Below are 16,000 nucleotides of genomic sequence, written 5' to 3'. Positions count from 1 at the left end.
AGGTCTCTCGCAACAGCGACGTTACTGATCGGTAAGGGGAACGGCCATGCAACTCGGGATCAACCTCGGCTACTGGGGTGCCGGGATGGACGGGGACAACCTGGCCGTGGCGCAGGAGGCCGAGCGGCTCGGGTACGCCGTGTGCTGGGCCGCCGAGGCCTACGGCTCCGACGCCGCCACCGTCCTCAGCTGGGTCGCCGCCCAGACCGAGCGCATCGACGTCGGCTCGGCCATCTTCCAGATCCCGGCCCGGCAGCCCGCCATGACCGCGATGACCGCCGCCACCCTCGACTCGCTCTCCAAGGGCCGCTTCCGGCTCGGCCTCGGCGTCTCCGGACCGCAGGTCTCCGAGGGCTGGTACGGCGTCAAGTTCGACAAGCCGCTCTCCCGCACCCGCGAGTACGTGGAGATCGTGCGCCGGGCGATGAGCCGGGAACGGCTGTCGTACGAGGGCGAGCACTGGACGCTGCCGCTGCCGGGCGGTCCGGGCAAGCCGATCAAACTGACCGTGCACCCCGAGCGCGAGCACATCCCGGTCTACATCGCCGCCATCGGCCCGAAGAACCTGGAGCAGACCGGCGAGATCGCCGACGGCGCGCTGCTGATCTTCCCCTCCGCCGAGCACCTGGAGGAGACGGCCGTGAAGTACCTGCGCGCGGGACGGGAGAAGGCCGGCAAGACCCTCGACGGGTTCGACATCTGCCCGACGCTGCCGCTCTTCGTCGGTGACGACAAGGACGTGGCCTCGCTCGCCGACACCTTCCGGCCCTACACCGCGCTGTACGTCGGCGGCATGGGCAGCCGCAAGCAGAACTTCTACAACCAGCTCGCCCAGCGGATGGGCTACGAGCGCGAGGCCGCCGAGATCCAGGACAAGTACCTGTCCGGGGACAAGAACGGAGCGGCGGCCGCCGTACCGCAGGACCTGATCGACCAGACCACGCTGCTCGGCTCCGTGGACCGGATCGCCGACCGGATGAGGGCCTACGCGGCCGCCGGGGTCACCACGCTCTCCCTCGCGCCCGCCGGGTTCGCCCTGGACGAGCGGCTCGCCTCGCTGCGGGCCGGTGCCGAGGCCCTGGAGCGCGCCGGGCTCGCCTGAACACCTGAGAGGTGAGAGAAGTCCGCGGCCGTGGTGGGGGCTCGGGGGGTCTTCCCCGCCACGGCCGTCACGCAGAACAACGCGCCCGTGCCCGCGCGGTTACGCCCTCGACGTGACCCCGCTGCTCCTCCTTTCGGCCGAGTTCGCCCGCACACCTGTTGCAGCCCCTCCGACGCGGCATTTGACTCGTTCTTTGCGGGTCTGGTGAGTCCTCCGGAGAGGTGCCCACGATGCTTTCGGCCAGGAGTCTGTTCCAGGAGATCCTCGACAACGACGAGTCCTTCCGGCTCTTCTGCTCCATCGCGGCCAGCGGGGAGTCCCAGGGCGGCTGGGAGAACGCGCGGATCGCCGCACTCGTGCCGCGGAGCGAACGCGGCCTCGCCCCCAAGATCACCCGCCACGGCGCCGACGAGGACAAGCACGGGCGCATCTTCCACGCCCTGCTGAAGAAGCGCGGACTGTCGCCCGTCCCGGTGCCGGCCGACACCGACTACACGATGATCCTGGAACGGCACGGCATCGGGCTCGCCCACGAGCGGCTCCGCGCCGACCGGCCGCTCACCGTGCCGGACATCGTCACCTACCTGGCCCACAGCCGGGTCACCGAGCAGCGCGCCTCCGAGCAGATGGCACTGCTGCGCCGGTACTTCGCCGACCACCCCGACGTGGGCCGCGCGGTGCGCATGATCTCCGGCGACGAGGACAACCACCTCGCCTACTGCCACGAGGAGCTGCTGCGGTTCGCCGCCGCCGGGCACGGCCGCACCATCCAGCGCACGCTCCGCGCGTGCGCCCTCGCCGAGATCCGCATCTACCGGGACGTCAGCCTCGCCGTCATGGCCCACATGGGCCGCGTCCTCGGCTGGCCGCGGGCGAAGTCCGCGCTCCTGGCGGCGGGCATCCACGTCGTCTACGCCTACGAGCGCGCCGCCGGCTGGCGCCGCATGGTCTCCCTGCGGATGCCGGAGCGCAGGAACGCCCTGGGCGGCCCCGCGACCCCCGCACCCGAGTTCGCCTGACCCCCTGCGCCGACGGCGAACGAGCCTCACATCCACCCGCGGCGCTTGAACAGCCGGTACAGCACCGTCTCCAGGAACCCCATGACCAGGATCACCGCCGGGTACGACCAGAGCCAGTGCAGCTCGGGCATGTGGTCGAAGTTCATGCCGTAGATCCCCGCGATCATCGTGGGGACCGCCGCCATGGCCGCCCACGCGGAGATCTTCCGCATGTCGTCGTTCTGCCGCACGCTCATCTGCGCGAGATGGGCGCCGAGGACGTCCGACACCAGCCGGTCCAGGCCCTCCACGCTCTCGTTCACCCGCAGCAGGTGGTCGTTGACGTCCCGGAAGAACGGGCGGGCCGACTCGTGCACGAAGGGCACCGTCGCGCCGCCGGCGTACGGGCCCACCCCCGCCAGCTTGGTCATCGGCACGGCCAGCGGCACCGTCGCCCGGCGGAACTCCAGGATCTGCCGCTTGAACGTGTAGATCCGCGACGCGGTGTACCGGGAGCCGCCGCCGCTCGGCGAGAACACCTCGGCCTCCAGCTCCTCCAGGTCGTTCTGCAGCTCGGTCGCGACCTCCAGGTAGTGGTCCACGACCGCGTCGGAGATCGAGTACAGCACCCCCGTCGGCCCGTGCCTGAGCATCTCGTGCTGCTCCTCCAGGTGCCGCCGGATGTCACCGAGCGGCGAGGGCGTCCCGTGGCGCACGGTGACCACGAAGGAGTCCCCGATGAAGATCATCAGCTCGCCGGAGGTCACCGTGTCGCTCTTCGCCTCGTACGTCACCGGCTTCAGGACGACGAACAGCGAGTCGTCGTACACCTCCAGCTTGGGCCGCTGGTGGGCGGTCAGGGCGTCCTCGACGGCCAGCGGATGCAGCCCGAACTCGTCGGTGACCAGGTCGAACTCGCGCTCGGTCGGCTCGTACAGGCCGATCCACAGAAAGCTGTCGCCACGCGTGCGTGCCTCCGCGAGGGCGTCGGAGAAGTCCTGCGGGGTCTCCGTCCGCTCCCCGTCGCGGTAGATGGCGCAGTCGACGATCACGGAGCGTATTCTCCCGTCGCCCGCCCGCCTGTGCACTTCGGCGTGCGCCTACCCTGGGCCGCATGCCCACGCTGATCCTCGTAAGGCACGGACGGTCCACCGCCAACACCTCGGGTGTGCTCGCGGGCTGGACGCCGGGCGTCGCCCTCGACGAGCGCGGGGCCGCCCAGGCCGCCGCGCTGCCCGGCCGGCTCGCCGGGCTGCCGATCTCCGAGCTCGTCACCAGCCCGCTGCAACGCTGCCAGGAGACGGTCCGCCCGCTGCTCGACGCCCGCCCCGGGCTCACCGCCCACACCGACGAGCGGATCGGGGAGGCCCACTACGGCGACTGGTCCGGCCGCAAGCTCGCCGAGCTCAAGGACGAGCCGCTGATGGAGGTCGTCCAGGCTCACCCGTCGGCGGCCGCGTTCCCCGGCGGCGAGTCCATGCGGGCCATGCAGAGCCGCGCCGCCGAGGCGGTACGCGAGTGGAACGCGCGCGTGGAGCGCGACCACGGCTCGGACGCCGTCTATGTCATGTGCTCGCACGGCGACATCATCAAATCCCTCGTCGCGGACGCGCTCGGCCTGCACCTCGACCTCTTCCAGCGGATCTCCGTCGAACCGTGTTCCGTCACCGCGATCCGCTACACCCGCCTCAGGCCGTTTCTCGTTCGTCTCGGGGACACCGGGGATTTCGCCTCCCTTGCCCCCCGCGAGGAACCCCCCGGGGAAGACGCCACGGTCGGTGGCGGCGCCGGCGCGCCGTGATCGTCGGCCGCAGTAGGGTGAAGCGGTCCACGTAAGCGGCCCCCGGCCGTCTCGTCGCCCTCCCCAAGCCCACGCACTCTCGATTCCCATGGAGACAGGACGTGTCCCGTCAGGTGTTCCTCTACGATCCGCCGGACCGCTTCGTCGCGGGCACGGTCGGGATGCCCGGACGCCGTACGTTCTTCCTCCAGGCCACGGCCGGCCCCCGGACGACCAGCGTGGCCCTGGAGAAGACCCAGGTCGCCGCACTCGCCGAACGGATGGACGAACTCCTCGACGAGGTCGTGCGCCGCAGCGGCGGCAACGCCGCCGTGCCCGCCGTCGCGCCGACCGAGATCAGCGACAGCGCCCCCCTCGACACCCCCATCGAGGAGGAGTTCCGCGTCGGCACCATGGCGCTCGCCTGGGACGGCGAGGAAGAACGCATGATCGTCGAGGCGCAGGCCCTCGTGGAGCTGGAGGCCGACTCCGAGGAGGACCTCGCCGAGGCCGAGGAACGGCTCCTGCAGGACGAGGAGAACGGGCCCCCGATGCTGCGGGTCCGGCTGACCGGCGCGCAGGCCAGAGCCTTCTGCAAGCGCGCCCTCGACGTCGTCAACGCCGGGCGGCCGCCGTGCCCGCTGTGCAGCCTCCCGCTCGACCCGGAAGGACACGTATGTCCGCGCCAGAACGGATACCGCCGCGGAGCGTGACCGCCGCCGAACTGCTCGCCCACGGTGAGCTGAAGGTACGCGGCCGGATCCGCGACGCCTCCAACGCGGCGCTGTTCTGCACGGTCGCGCACGACGGCCAGGAGGCGTCCTGCGTCTACAAGCCGGTCGCGGGGGAGCGCCCGCTGTGGGACTTCCCCGACGGCACCCTCGCCCAGCGCGAGGTGGCCGCCTACGAGGTCGCCGCGGCCACCGGCTGGGACCTGGTGCCGCCGACCGTGCTGCGCGACGGGCCGTACGGCGAGGGCATGGTCCAGCTGTGGATCGACGTCGACCCCGAGGGCGCCGAACTGCTCGCCCTGGTGGACGCGGAGGAGCCCGAGCCCGGCTGGAAGGCGATCGGGTTCGCCGAGGTCGGCGACGGGAAGACCGCGCTGCTGGTGCACGCCGACGACGAACGGCTGCGCCGGCTCGCCGTCCTCGACGCCGTCATCAACAACGCCGACCGCAAGGGCGGCCACCTGCTGCCCACCGCGGACGGCCGGCTCTACGGCATCGACCACGGCGTCACCTTCAACGTCGACAACAAGCTGCGCACCCTGCTCTGGGGCTGGGCGGGGGAGGACCTGACCGGCGAGGCCGTCGAGGTCCTCACGGGCCTGCGCGAGGCCCTCGGCGGGCCGCTGGGCACCCGGCTGGCCGAGCTGATCACCGCGGCGGAACTGGACGCCACGCGCGCGCGTGTCGAGACCTTGCTCACCGCCGGCAAGCACCCGGAACCCAGCGGCGAGTGGCCGGCCATCCCCTGGCCTCCCGTATAGGGCCTCCCGTATCCCCTTCACCAGCACATTCCGGCCCCAAGATCAAGACTGCCTTCCCGGCCGTCCGGTTCGTATACCGAACTCGGGTCCGGTTACGCTCATGTACATGCATGCCTGGCCCGCTTCCGAGGTCCCCGCCCTGCCTGGTCAGGGCCGCGACCTGAGGATCCACGACACCGCGACCGGCGGTCTGGTCACTCTCGACCCCGGTCCCGTCGCCCGTATCTACGTCTGCGGCATCACGCCGTACGACGCGACCCACATGGGGCACGCGGCGACCTACAACGCGTTCGACCTGGTTCAGCGCGTGTGGCTCGACACCAAGCGGCAGGTGCACTACGTCCAGAACGTGACGGACGTCGACGACCCGCTCCTGGAGCGCGCGGAGCGCGACGGCGTCGACTGGGTCGCCCTCGCCGAGCAGGAGACCACCCTCTTCCGCGAGGACATGACCGCCCTCAGGATGCTGCCGCCGCGGCACTACATAGGCGCGGTCGAGGCCATACCCGGCATCGTGCCGCTCGTCGAACGCCTGCGTGACCTCGGTGCCGCCTACGAACTCGAAGGCGACATCTACTTCTCCGTCGAGTCCGACCCGCACTTCGGCAAGGTCTCGGGCCTCGACGCGGCCGCGATGCGGCTGCTGTCCGCCGAGCGCGGCGGCGACCCCGACCGCCCCGGCAAGAAGAACCCCCTCGACCCGATGCTCTGGATGGCCGCCCGCGAGGGCGAACCCAGCTGGGACGGCGGCTCCCTCGGCCGCGGCCGCCCCGGCTGGCACATCGAGTGCGTGGCGATCGCCCTCGACCACCTCGGCATGACCTTCGACGTCCAGGGCGGCGGCTCCGACCTCGCCTTCCCGCACCACGAGATGGGCGCCTCGCACGCCCAGGTCCTCACCGGCGAGTTCCCGATGGCCAAGGCGTACGTCCACGCCGGCATGGTCGCCCTCGACGGCGAGAAGATGTCCAAGTCCAAGGGCAACCTGGTCTTCGTCTCCCGGCTCCGCAGGGACGGCGTCGACCCGGCCGCCATCCGCCTGGCCCTGCTCTCCCACCACTACCGGGCCGACTGGGAGTGGACCGACCAGGTCCTCGCCGACGCGGTGGCCCGCCTGGACCGCTGGCGTGCGGCGGTCTCCCGCCCGGACGGCCCGCCCGCCGAGTCCCTGGTGGAGGAGGTCCGCGAGGCCCTCAGCAACGACCTGGACGCCCCGGCGGCGCTGGCGGCGGTGGACCGCTGGGCAGCGCTCCAGCAGGAGCAGGGCGGCACGGACACGGGTGCGCCCGGCGTCGTGTCGCGAGCAGTGGACGCCTTGCTGGGCGTAGCCCTCTAAGGAGACGCCAACCTCCGCGCCCCGTCAGGGGCGCGGGGGAGGAACTGCGCGCTCAGCCCCCACCGGCGCGCGGCCGGTACTCGACGCGCAACCCCCAACTGTCGAAACCCTGTCGATCCCGCAACGCGAGTGTGCTCCCTGTGACCCATGTGGTGGGCTGACACGGTCAGTTGACCGTACGGACCGGCCAACTGCCGGTCCCCCCCCCACGCGGAAGGCACCCTCGTGGCCCACTCCTTGAACCGACGCCGGCTGCTCACCGCCGGCGCGGCGACCCTCGGCGCCCTCGCCGCCGGCACCCGCGTACAAGCCGCCGACTGGCCGGCCTCGCTCGCCCTCCCCGACGGCTGGCAGCCGGAGGGCATCACCATCGGCGCCGGCCCCTACGCCTACCTCGGCTCCCTCGCCGACGGCTCGCTCTACCGCGCCGACCTGCGCACCGGCACCGGCAAGGTGATATCCGCCGGCCCCGGCACCCCCGCCGTCGGCCTCAAGATCGACCCCCGCGGACGGCTGTTCGTCGCCGCGCGCGGCTTCGGCGCCCGGGTGGTCGCCGCCCGCAGCGGCGAGACCCTCGCCTCCTACCCCCTCGCCACCGCCACCCCGAGCTTCGCCAACGACGTCGTGCTGACCCCGCGCGCCGCCTGGTTCACCGAGTCGTACCAGCCGGTGCTCTACGGTCTGCCGCTCGGCCGAGGCGGCGAACTCCCGGCCGCCAAGGACGTCGTACGGCTGCCCCTGACCGGGGACTGGACCCAGTCCACCGACGGCGCCATCAACGCCAACGGCATCGCCCGCACCCCCGACGGCTCCGCACTCCTCGTCGTCCAGGCCGGCGTCGGCCTGCTGCACCGCGTCGACCCCGCCACCGGGATCACCGAGGTGGTCGGCCTCGGCGACGCGGCCCCGCTCACCAACGGCGACGGCCTGCTGGTCCGCGGCCGCACGCTGTACGCCGTACAGAACCGGCAGAACGCCGTCGACGTCTTCCGGCTGGCCCCGGACGGCCGCACCGGTGTCTTCCAGCGCCGGATCACCGACCCGGCCTTCGACGTCCCGACCACCGTCGCCGCGTACGGCGGCCGGCTCTACCTGCCCAACGCGCGGTTCACGACCACGCCGACGTCCGGGACGACGTACTCCGTCACCGCGGTCGCCGCCTGACGCCGGGAACCCGGCCGAAAAAGACGAAAAAGAAGGGGGCGGTACGCAGCGTGCGTACCGCCCCTGTTCAGTCCTCGGAGGTGTCCTCGCCGTCCGGCCCCGGGTCCCCGGAGTCCCCGGTCTCCCCGGAATTCTCCGTGGTCCCGGGCGTGTCGGGCTTCGGCGGCCGCGGCGGCCGGGTCCGGCCGCCGGGGTTGTCCCGCAGGTACGACGCGCTGTCACTGCCGTCCGCCGTGGCGTGACCGCCCGGCGGGCTGACGTCCCGGCGCCGCAGGTAGCGCTCGAACTCACGGGCGATCGCCTCGCCCGACGCCTCCGGCAGCTCCGCGGTGTCCCGGGCCTCCTCCAGCGTCTGCACGTACTCGGCGACCTCGCTGTCCTCCGCCGCCAGCTGGTCCACCCCGACCTGCCAGGCGCGCGCGTCCTCGGGCAGCTCGCCCAGCGGGATCCGCAGGTCGAGCAGGTCCTCCAGGCGGTTGAGCAGCGCCAGCGTGGCCTTCGGGTTGGGCGGCTGGGAGACGTAGTGCGGGACGGCCGCCCAGAGCGAGACCGCCGGCACGCCGGCGTGCGTGCACGCCTCCTGGAGGACGCCGACGATGCCCGTCGGGCCCTCGTACTTGGTCTCCTCCAGGTCCATCCGCTGCGCCAGGTCCGGGTCCGAGGTGACCCCGCTGACCGGCACCGGACGCGTGTGCGGGGTGTCCCCGAGCAGCGCGCCCAGGACGACCACCAGCTCGACGCCCAGCTCGTGGGCGAAGCCCAGCAGCTCGTTGCAGAACGAGCGCCAGCGCATCGACGGCTCGATGCCTCTGACCAGCACCAGGTCCCGCGGCTTCTCGCCGCCGACCCGGACCACCGACAGCCGTGTCGTCGGCCAGGTGATCTTGCGCACGCCCGCGTCCATCCACACCGTGGGGCGGTTCACCTGGAAGTCGTAGTAGTCCTCGGCGTCGAGCGCCGCGAACACCTCGCCCTTCCACTCCCGCTCCAGGTGCGCGACCGCGGTGGAGGCGGCGTCGCCGGCATCGTTCCAGCCTTCGAACGCGGCCACCATGACTGGGTCGATCAGCTCGGGAACCCCCTCCAGCTCGATCACCCAGTGCCTCCTTCCGACGTGCCCTCGCGTACGCCCCAACCTTACGGCGTGAGACGGGGGCGCCCGCAGCCCCCTTGCACGGGGGAGTGAACGGATCACTGCCCCGTTCGCCGCCTTCGAACACACCGGGTCCCAGGGAGCCGGCAAGCGCTTCACAGGCTGCTGCGCAGCCACTGCTCCACGCTCGCGATGTGCACGGTCGCCCAGGACCGGGCCGCCTCCGCGTCCCGGTCGCGCAGCGCGGCCAGGATCGCCCGGTGTTCCCGCAGGGTCCGGGCCACCGCGTCCTCCTGGGTCAGCCCGCGCCAGATCCGGGCCCTGGTGGTCGGACCCGACAGGCCGTCAAGAAGCGAGCACAGCACCGAGTTCCCCGAGCTCTGCACGATGCCCCGGTGGAACTCCAGGTCGCAGGCGACCAGCTCCTCCACCGAGGGATCGGCGCCGAGCGCGTCCAACTGGGCGTCCAGCGCATCCAGTTGCTGCTCGCTGATCCGGGAGGCGGCCATCGAGGTCGCGGCCGGCTCCAGGATCCGGCGCACCGCGAGGAACTCCAGGACCGTGTCGTCGCGGTGGAAGTCGACGACGAAGCTCATCGCCTCCAGGAGCAACTGCGGGTCGAGACTGGTGACATACGTGCCGTCGCCCTGCCGGACGTCCAGGATCCGGATCAGCGACAGGGCCCGCACCGCCTCCCGCAACGAGTTGCGGGACAGGCCGAGTTCGGCGGCGAGCTCGCTCTCCTTGGGCAACCGTTCTCCGGGGCGCAGCGCACCGGAGACGATCATGTCCTTGATCTTCTCGATCGCCTCATCGGTGACTGCCATCCCGGCCTCCCTGTAGCTCAGACATCCGATGTCTCGGTCACATTATGCGGCCTGGTCAGGCGTCCGCGGTCAGGCTTCGTACTCCTCCGCGAGCAGCCGCAACGCCTCCAGGACCACCACCGCGCCGCGCTCCACACCGGCCGCGACGACGTCCCGGTGCGGGTCGTACCCGCCGGTGGCCTCCGCGTCCACCAGCTCGTCCGCGTTGACCCCGTCGACCACCATGATCCCGCCCGCCACCAGCCCGCGCAGCGAGGCCGTCACCAGCAGCGCGGACAGCTCCATCTCGATCGCGGCGAGCCCGGCGCCCCGGTAGGAGAACAGCGGCAGCAGCCCGGGCTGGAAGGCCGCCCGGGTCCACACCACGCCCCGGTGATGCGGCATGCCCGCCGCCCGTGCGGCCCGCCGCAGCGCGAACACCGCTTCCGGCGCGGAGTACGCCGGGTACTCGGGCGGCAGCAACTGCTGGGTCACCCCGTCGTCCCGCACCGCCGCCTCCGCGATGACCAGGTCGCCGTCTGCGATCCCGGGCCGCATCGCGCCCGCCGTACCGAACCGCAGAAAGGTGCCCACCCCCGCGTCGGCCATCTCCCGGAACAGCAGGACCGCCCCCGGCGCGCCCACCCCGTGCGAGGCCACCGCCACCGGCAGCCCCTTCCAACTCCCCGCGAACACCCGGTACTCGCGGTGGTACGACACCTCCTCGGCACCGTCGAGGAGACCGGCCACCGCCGCCGCCCGCGCCGGGTCCCCGACCACGACCGCGTGGGCGGGCAGGCCCGAGCGCGGTATTCGGGTGATGGGCAGCAGATCCTGTGTCATGCGGCAGCTCCGGGGAGGGGGAGGGGGAGGGGGAGGGAGGGGACAGCAGGGGAGGGGAGAGGGGAGGGGAGGCGGTCCGGTGGCGGAGACGCGGCGTCGTACACCGCAGACCGTACGCAACGGTGCGCCGGGCGTGTCCACTTGGGCCTTCTTGCGGGCGACCGCCTGGGTGCTCTGCTGGAACTGCTGCCGTCTGCCGTCTGCGGCGCCGTCGTGGCTGGTCGCGCAGTTCCCCGCGCCCCTTTGGGGCGCTCTCCCCGCGCCCCCTTATGGGGCGCTGCCCCCGCCCGCGTCCTTTTGGGGCGTTGCCCTCCGCGTCCCTTTGGGGCGTTGTCCCCCGTGTCCTTTGGGGCGCTGCCCCCCGCGTCCTCTTGGGGCCCTGCCCCGTGCCCCTGCGGGGCACGGATCCGGCTAGAGGGGGCGGTCGTCGTTCTCCCTGATCGGGGCTGTGGGTGCCTCGCGGGGACGGGGTGGTGGGGTGGCCGGGGTGTCGGTGTGGGCCAGGTGTGCCTGCAGTCGGAGGTGGCGGAACTCGAAGTACGCTCCGGACCGGCGCAGGACGCCCCGCCGGTGGGCGTCCTCCAGGAACGTCATCAGCCGCCAGGGCAGTCGGCCGGTCAGGCCGAGCCAGACCCGGGCGACGGCGAGCCTGCCCCAGGCGCTCAGGGCCACCGCCGTGGTGCCCATCGGGAGCCACAACTGGGTGCCGACGTGCACCAGTCCGCCCCAGTCGCCGGGCAGCAGCACCACCGGCACACAGACGCAGGCGACGAGCAGGGCGACGACACCGCCGCGGGTGAAGGACGCCGTGCGGTCGGTGCGCAGGGAGGAGCCGGGGCCGGTCGCGCGCATGGTGTCGGACGGCACGCTCAGCGCGCGGTAGACCCCGCACACACAGCCGCCCACCAGCCCGACCAGCACTCCGGCGGCCACGAACGGCGGCAGGCACCGGGCCACGAACGCCGTCGCCGGGCCCCGGGTCAGCCAGGCGCGGGCGTCCGGCGGCAGCGCCGAGCGGAGGTCGGCCGCGTAGGCGACGACCGTCGCCCGCCCGTCGGCCGACGCTCCGGCGAGGCGCACGGTCACCGCTCCGCCGCGGGACTCGAACTCCGTGGCCCGCGAGCGGAAGGCGACGCACCTGCGCTCCGGGACCAGCGGGATCGTGCAGTCGGGCGGTTCCGCGCCCCACGGGTAGGCGATCGGCCGGGCCCCGGCACCGGGGAGCAGCAGCGTGCCCCGCAACGGCCGCGCCGTGGCCGCCGTCCTGACCCCGTCGCGTTCCGTGAACCGCCAGCCGTCGAGGTGCCGTCCGGCGAGATCGGGTGCGGCATCGGACTTGAGGAGGGTCACGCCCGTGGCGGCGAGCCCGGCGACCGTGCAGGCGGTGACGCCGGTCAGCAGCGTGACGGCGGTGCCGCGGACCAGGCCGGCCGCGAACCGTCGTACGACCCGCCCGGGCCGGGCCGGCAGCGCGCCCTCCCGTCCGGCCCGGCGGCCGGCGCTCACCAGCAGGGCGGTGCCCGCCCCCGCGGCCGTGACGCCCACCAGCACCGTCCAGGGATCGCCGGTCCGGCCCAGCAGCACCGTCCCCGCCGTGCCCGCCCCGCCGAGCAGCAGGACCGCCCCGCACAGCCGGGCCGTCGCGCGCTCCCCGGCACCGCTCCACGGCAGACCGAGCGGCACCGGCCGCCGGGACAGTCCCGCGGTGCCGAAGAACAGGGTGAACAGGAGGGAGAACAGACCTCCGCCGAGCAGATCGGGCAGCCAGCCGTCGGTCACCGAGCCGAAGCGGAAGCCGAACCGCAGATCGTCGGCGTACGCGAAGGCCGCCCAGAGCACCCCGGTCACCCCGACGGCGGTCAGTCCCTGCCGGACGAGGAACCGCGGGTCCGGCCCGCCCGCCGGTCCGCCGTCCGGCCGGTCCGTGCCGTCCGGCAGCAGCCGCGCCACCCCGAAGGCGAAGCCCAGGGTCTGACCCACCAGCGCGGCGACGAGCGACAGGACGTCCTCCACGCCCGTCAGCCGGTGCACGGCACGGGTGACCGTGACGGGCAGCAGCAGCGCCGACAGCACGGCCATGGACAGCAGCCCCGGCCCGAACACCCGCAGCGCCCGCGGCAGCAGCGACTCCAGCTCCCACCACGCGAGCCGGCCGGTGTCCCGCCGGTGCAGCGCCCGCGCCAGCAGGGTGAGCCGCCGTACCGCGTCCGAGGCCGCGCGCGGATCGGCGTCCGCGAAGGCGGCCGGTACGAAGGCCCCGAGCAGGTGCTCCTCGACCGCGCCCGGCGAGGCGAAGCGCTCTTGGTCGAGCAGTTCCGAGGGGTCCCGGGAGGTGTCGCCGTACACCGCGCGGGCCAGCGTCACCATCAGGGGGGTGGTCAGCGCCAGGGCGGGAGCGGAGCCGGGGTGCCGGCCGAGTTCCCGCAGCACCGGCGTCCACACGGTGCCGGGTGCCCCGTCCGCCGTGCGCAGCGGCCGTGCCGTCCGCTCCAGGTGGGCCGAGGCCTGGGCGAGGTCCAGGGGTCGGAGTTCGACCACCTCGGCGGCGGTGAGCACGTCGCCGTCGGCCACCGCCGTCGACCAGGCCGCGCGGCGGCTGGTGAGCAGCAGGGGCAGGTCGTCGTCGAGTTCGGCGTTGATCCGGCGTACGGCCTCCCCGTAGGCGGGCCGGGCCAGTTCGTCGAAGCCGTCGAGGACCGGCAGCACCAGACCGGTGTCCAGCAGGGAGCGGGCGAGGGTGCGGGACCCGTCGAGGACGGCGCCCAGCGGCCGGTAGTCGGCGGCCAGCCGGCCCGCGAGCCAGTCGCGCAGCCCGGTCTGCCGGGGGTCCCAGCCGGCCAGCGGGAAGAGCACCGGTACCGGTCCGCCCGGGTGCCGGGCGGCGAGCCGGGCGAGGACGAACCGCATCGCCAGCACGGACTTGCCCGAGCCGGGGCCGCCCAGGACCACCAGCCGGCGGCCGGGGCGGCCCGCGAACCACGCGGCCAGGTCCTCGGTCCGGCACGCCCGTGGCGCGGGGAGCCGGCCGCCGCGCCCGACGTTCTCCGGATGGTCGGCCAGCCGCCGGTCCGCGGCCGCCCAGCCCACCTCGATCGGTTCCGGGTCCTGGAGCCGCCGCAGCCGGGCCTCCGCCGCCCACTGCTCCCGTACGGCCTCGGCCAGCGCGTCGGCGGCCCGGCGCCGGTCCTCGTCGGGCGACCGCGGGGCCGGGTCGGCGTCGCCGCGCAGCACGTCGGCGACGAGCGCGGCGACCGACACCAGGGTGCCGATCGCCGAGACCAGGACGCCCTCGGTGGCGGCGTCGTCCCAGGAGAAGCGGAGCACGCCCGTGAGGGCGGCGAGCGCCGCCGCGCACGCCGACAGCCCCAGGCGCCGCCGCACCCGGGCACTGTGCCATCCGCCGTGCATATGCCGCTCCCGGGTCGTGCCGTGCCGGCACCGCCTGCCGTCGTGCTGTCGTGCCGTAACGACCTGTTCTAGTCGCGGGGCTGTCGGCAAACCCGCTGTTCGAAACACGTGTGAGGGAGCGTGCGGGAGTGTTCGGGGGGCGGCTGGTGGTGCGATGTGCCTCGTGGGCAGTTACCGGAGGCACGGAGCGACGGCATACGGCCTTCCGGCGGGCATGCCGGAGGGGCGGCTCCCTAGGGGATGGGAGCCGCCCCTCCTTGTCGCCCGCCCCCGGTACGGCGGGGCCGGGTCTTCAGCGGTTGCCGGGCCGGTCAGGGGAGGACCCGGCAGCCGCCTGTTCCTGGTGTCACCTCGGGTGGGTCACTTCTGGTCGAGCAGGCCCTGGACCTTGGCCCGGACGTCGTCCGTGGCGAGGCCCCGGATCGTCAGGGTGGTGCGGCGGCGCAGCACGTCGTCGGCGGTCTCGGCCCACTCGTGGTCGCGGGCCCAGACGACCTGCGCCCAGATCTCCGGGGCGTCCGGGTGGACGCGCTCGGCGAGCTGCGGGTCCTCGTTGGCGAGGCGGGCGATGTCGAAGGCCAGCGAACCGTAGTGGGTGGCCAGGTGCTTGGCCGTGTCGGCGGCCATCCGCGGGCCCGGGGCCGGGTTGTCCACCAGCAGGCGGTGGGCGACGGCACGCGGGTTGGCGACGCCGGGCAGCGGCAGCTTCTTCGGCAGCGAGGCGATCGGCTCGAAGTCGTCGCCGAGCGGGTGGCCCGGCAGCGCCTCCAGCTTCTCCATCACGGTGCGGCCGATGTGCCGGAAGGTGGTCCACTTGCCGCCCGCGACGGACAGCATGCCGCCCCGGCCCTCGGTGACCACGGTCTCCCGCTTGGCCTTCGCGGTGCTGCCGGGGCCGCCCGGCAGCACCCGCAGACCGGCGAAGGAGTAGGTGATCAGGTCGCGCTGGAGCTGCTGGTCCCGGACGGAGAACGCGGCCTCGTCCAGGATCTGGGCTATGTCCTTCTCGGTGACGGAGACGTCCGCCGGGTCGCCCTCGTACTCCTCGTCGGTGGTGCCGAGCAGCAGCATGTCCTCCCAGGGGAGGGCGAAGGTGATCCGGTACTTGTCGATGGGGGTGGCCAGCGCGGCCTTCCACGGCGCGGTCCGCTTCAGGACCAGGTGGGCGCCCTTGGAGAGGCGGATGGAGGGGGCCGCGTTCGGGTCCTCCATCCGGCGCAGGTGGTCGACCCAGGGGCCGGTGGCGTTGAGGACCAGGCGGGCGTTGACGCCGAACTCCTCGCCGGAGACCGCGTCCTTCAGGTCGGCGCCGGTCACCCGGCCCCGGGTGAAGCGCAGGCCGGTGACCTGGGCGTGGTTGAGGACGACGGCGCCCGCCTCGACGGCCGCGCGGACCGTCATCAGCGCCATGCGCGCGTCGTTCATCTGGTCGTCGCCGTAGACCGCGACGGCCTTGAGGTTCTCGGTGCGCAGCTCCGGCACGTCCCGCTGGGCCCGCGCGGGGGACAGCAGGTGGCCGACGCCGTCACCGAACGCGGAGAGCGCGGAGTAGGCGAAGACGCCCGCCCCGAGCTTCGCGGCGCCGTGCGGACCGCCCTTGTACACGGGGAGGTAGAACGTGAGCGGGTTCGCCAGGTGGGGGGCCACCTGGCGGGAGACCGCACGGCGCTCGAAGTGGTTCTCCGCCACCAGCTTCACCGCGCCGGTCTGCAGGTAGCGCAGACCGCCGTGGAGGAGCTTGGAGGAGGCGGAGGAGGTGGCGCCGGCGAAGTCGCCGGCGTCGACCAGTGCCACCCTGAGCCCGGACTGCGCGGCGTGCCAGGCGGTGGAGATGCCCAGGATGCCGCCGCCGATCACGAGAAGGTCGTACGACGCCTTGGAGAGCTGCTCCCTGGTCTCGGCGCGGCTCGGAAGCGAGCCGGAGGCCGGGTGCGTCCCCAGGGCAGGTACGGACTGCAGGGTGGACTGACTGGTCATG

13 protein-coding genes are annotated in these 16,000 nt (G+C 73.3%); 7 read left to right on the top strand and 6 right to left on the bottom strand.

Annotated features, from left to right (window positions below; genetic code table 11):
- The first annotated feature begins 46 nt into the window (after positions 1-46).
- The gene (locus tag ACFZB3_RS42640; RefSeq protein WP_391387212.1) at positions 47-1,102 is read left to right on the top strand and encodes an LLM class F420-dependent oxidoreductase; all 1,056 of its coding nucleotides are present in this window, start codon (positions 47-49) and stop codon (positions 1,100-1,102) included.
- Positions 1,103-1,332: 230 nt separating this feature from the next.
- A complete protein-coding gene (locus ACFZB3_RS42635; RefSeq protein WP_391387210.1) occupies positions 1,333-2,121 on the top strand; it encodes a ferritin-like domain-containing protein in 789 nt (262 codons plus the stop codon).
- Positions 2,122-2,147: 26 nt separating this feature from the next.
- Here ACFZB3_RS42635 and corA read toward each other — a convergent pair whose 3' ends face one another.
- Positions 2,148-3,152 carry a magnesium/cobalt transporter CorA gene (corA, locus tag ACFZB3_RS42630; RefSeq protein ID WP_391387207.1) on the bottom strand — a complete coding sequence of 335 codons (1,005 nt, stop codon included), beginning with the start codon at positions 3,150-3,152 and terminating at the stop codon, positions 2,148-2,150.
- 62 nt (positions 3,153-3,214) lie between these two features.
- Between corA and ACFZB3_RS42625 the strand changes: the two genes are divergently transcribed.
- The 5 genes from ACFZB3_RS42625 to ACFZB3_RS42605 all read left to right on the top strand — a co-directional run bounded on the left by ACFZB3_RS42625 (position 3,215) and on the right by ACFZB3_RS42605 (position 7,872).
- Complete coding sequence (locus tag ACFZB3_RS42625) at positions 3,215-3,901, top strand: MSMEG_4193 family putative phosphomutase (RefSeq protein ID WP_391387204.1); 687 nt, start codon at positions 3,215-3,217, stop codon at positions 3,899-3,901.
- A 101-nt stretch (positions 3,902-4,002) separates the two neighbouring features.
- Positions 4,003-4,593, top strand: a complete 591-nt coding sequence (locus tag ACFZB3_RS42620) for a DUF3090 family protein (protein ID WP_391387201.1) — start codon at positions 4,003-4,005, stop codon at positions 4,591-4,593.
- Positions 4,557-5,372, top strand: a complete 816-nt coding sequence (locus tag ACFZB3_RS42615) for an SCO1664 family protein (protein WP_391387199.1) — start codon at positions 4,557-4,559, stop codon at positions 5,370-5,372. Before ACFZB3_RS42620 ends, ACFZB3_RS42615 begins: the two co-directional genes overlap by 37 nt.
- Positions 5,373-5,478: 106 nt before the next feature.
- The gene (gene mshC, locus ACFZB3_RS42610) at positions 5,479-6,708 is read left to right on the top strand and encodes a cysteine--1-D-myo-inosityl 2-amino-2-deoxy-alpha-D-glucopyranoside ligase (RefSeq protein WP_391387195.1); all 1,230 of its coding nucleotides are present in this window, start codon (positions 5,479-5,481) and stop codon (positions 6,706-6,708) included.
- A gap of 225 nt (positions 6,709-6,933) precedes the next feature.
- Positions 6,934-7,872, top strand: coding sequence for an SMP-30/gluconolactonase/LRE family protein (locus ACFZB3_RS42605; RefSeq protein WP_391387193.1), 939 nt, complete (start codon positions 6,934-6,936; stop codon positions 7,870-7,872).
- A gap of 67 nt (positions 7,873-7,939) precedes the next feature.
- Here the strand turns inward: ACFZB3_RS42605 and ACFZB3_RS42600 are convergent, their stop codons facing one another.
- The 5 genes from ACFZB3_RS42600 to ACFZB3_RS42580 form a co-directional block, all read right to left on the bottom strand.
- The gene (locus ACFZB3_RS42600; RefSeq protein ID WP_391387190.1) at positions 7,940-8,968 is read right to left on the bottom strand and encodes a PAC2 family protein; all 1,029 of its coding nucleotides are present in this window, start codon (positions 8,966-8,968) and stop codon (positions 7,940-7,942) included.
- Positions 8,969-9,120: 152 nt separating this feature from the next.
- Positions 9,121-9,792 (bottom strand): FCD domain-containing protein, encoded by a 672-nt coding sequence (locus ACFZB3_RS42595; RefSeq protein WP_391387187.1) that lies wholly within the window; start codon positions 9,790-9,792, stop codon positions 9,121-9,123.
- Between the two features lie 69 nt (positions 9,793-9,861).
- Positions 9,862-10,614 carry a purine-nucleoside phosphorylase gene (locus tag ACFZB3_RS42590; protein ID WP_391387184.1) on the bottom strand — a complete coding sequence of 251 codons (753 nt, stop codon included), beginning with the start codon at positions 10,612-10,614 and terminating at the stop codon, positions 9,862-9,864.
- A gap of 411 nt (positions 10,615-11,025) precedes the next feature.
- Positions 11,026-13,995 (bottom strand): NACHT domain-containing protein, encoded by a 2,970-nt coding sequence (locus ACFZB3_RS42585; RefSeq protein WP_391387181.1) that lies wholly within the window; start codon positions 13,993-13,995, stop codon positions 11,026-11,028.
- 387 nt (positions 13,996-14,382) lie between these two features.
- Positions 14,383-15,999, bottom strand: coding sequence for an FAD-dependent oxidoreductase (locus ACFZB3_RS42580; protein ID WP_391387179.1), 1,617 nt, complete (start codon positions 15,997-15,999; stop codon positions 14,383-14,385).
- Position 16,000 lies beyond the last annotated feature (1 nt).

This window comes from Streptomyces sp. NPDC008092, assembly GCF_042957285.1.
GTDB lineage: Bacteria > Actinomycetota > Actinomycetes > Streptomycetales > Streptomycetaceae > Streptomyces.
Note: the sequence above shows the minus strand (reverse complement) of the source record. Positions and strands in the feature narration are given on the sequence as shown.

Excerpts from the sequence above, each read along its gene's own strand:
- ACFZB3_RS42580 (WP_391387179.1), bottom strand. The coding sequence starts at position 15,999 with ATGACCAGTCAGTCCACCCTGCAGTCCGTACCTGCCCTGGGGACGCAC.
- ACFZB3_RS42590 (WP_391387184.1), bottom strand. The coding sequence starts at position 10,614 with ATGACACAGGATCTGCTGCCCATCACCCGAATACCGCGCTCGGGCCTG.
- mshC (WP_391387195.1), top strand. The coding sequence starts at position 5,479 with ATGCATGCCTGGCCCGCTTCCGAGGTCCCCGCCCTGCCTGGTCAGGGC.
- ACFZB3_RS42615 (WP_391387199.1), top strand. The coding sequence starts at position 4,557 with ATGTCCGCGCCAGAACGGATACCGCCGCGGAGCGTGACCGCCGCCGAA.
- ACFZB3_RS42625 (WP_391387204.1), top strand. The coding sequence starts at position 3,215 with ATGCCCACGCTGATCCTCGTAAGGCACGGACGGTCCACCGCCAACACC.
- ACFZB3_RS42635 (WP_391387210.1), top strand. The coding sequence starts at position 1,333 with ATGCTTTCGGCCAGGAGTCTGTTCCAGGAGATCCTCGACAACGACGAG.
- ACFZB3_RS42640 (WP_391387212.1), top strand. The coding sequence starts at position 47 with ATGCAACTCGGGATCAACCTCGGCTACTGGGGTGCCGGGATGGACGGG.
- ACFZB3_RS42595 (WP_391387187.1), bottom strand. The coding sequence starts at position 9,792 with ATGGCAGTCACCGATGAGGCGATCGAGAAGATCAAGGACATGATCGTC.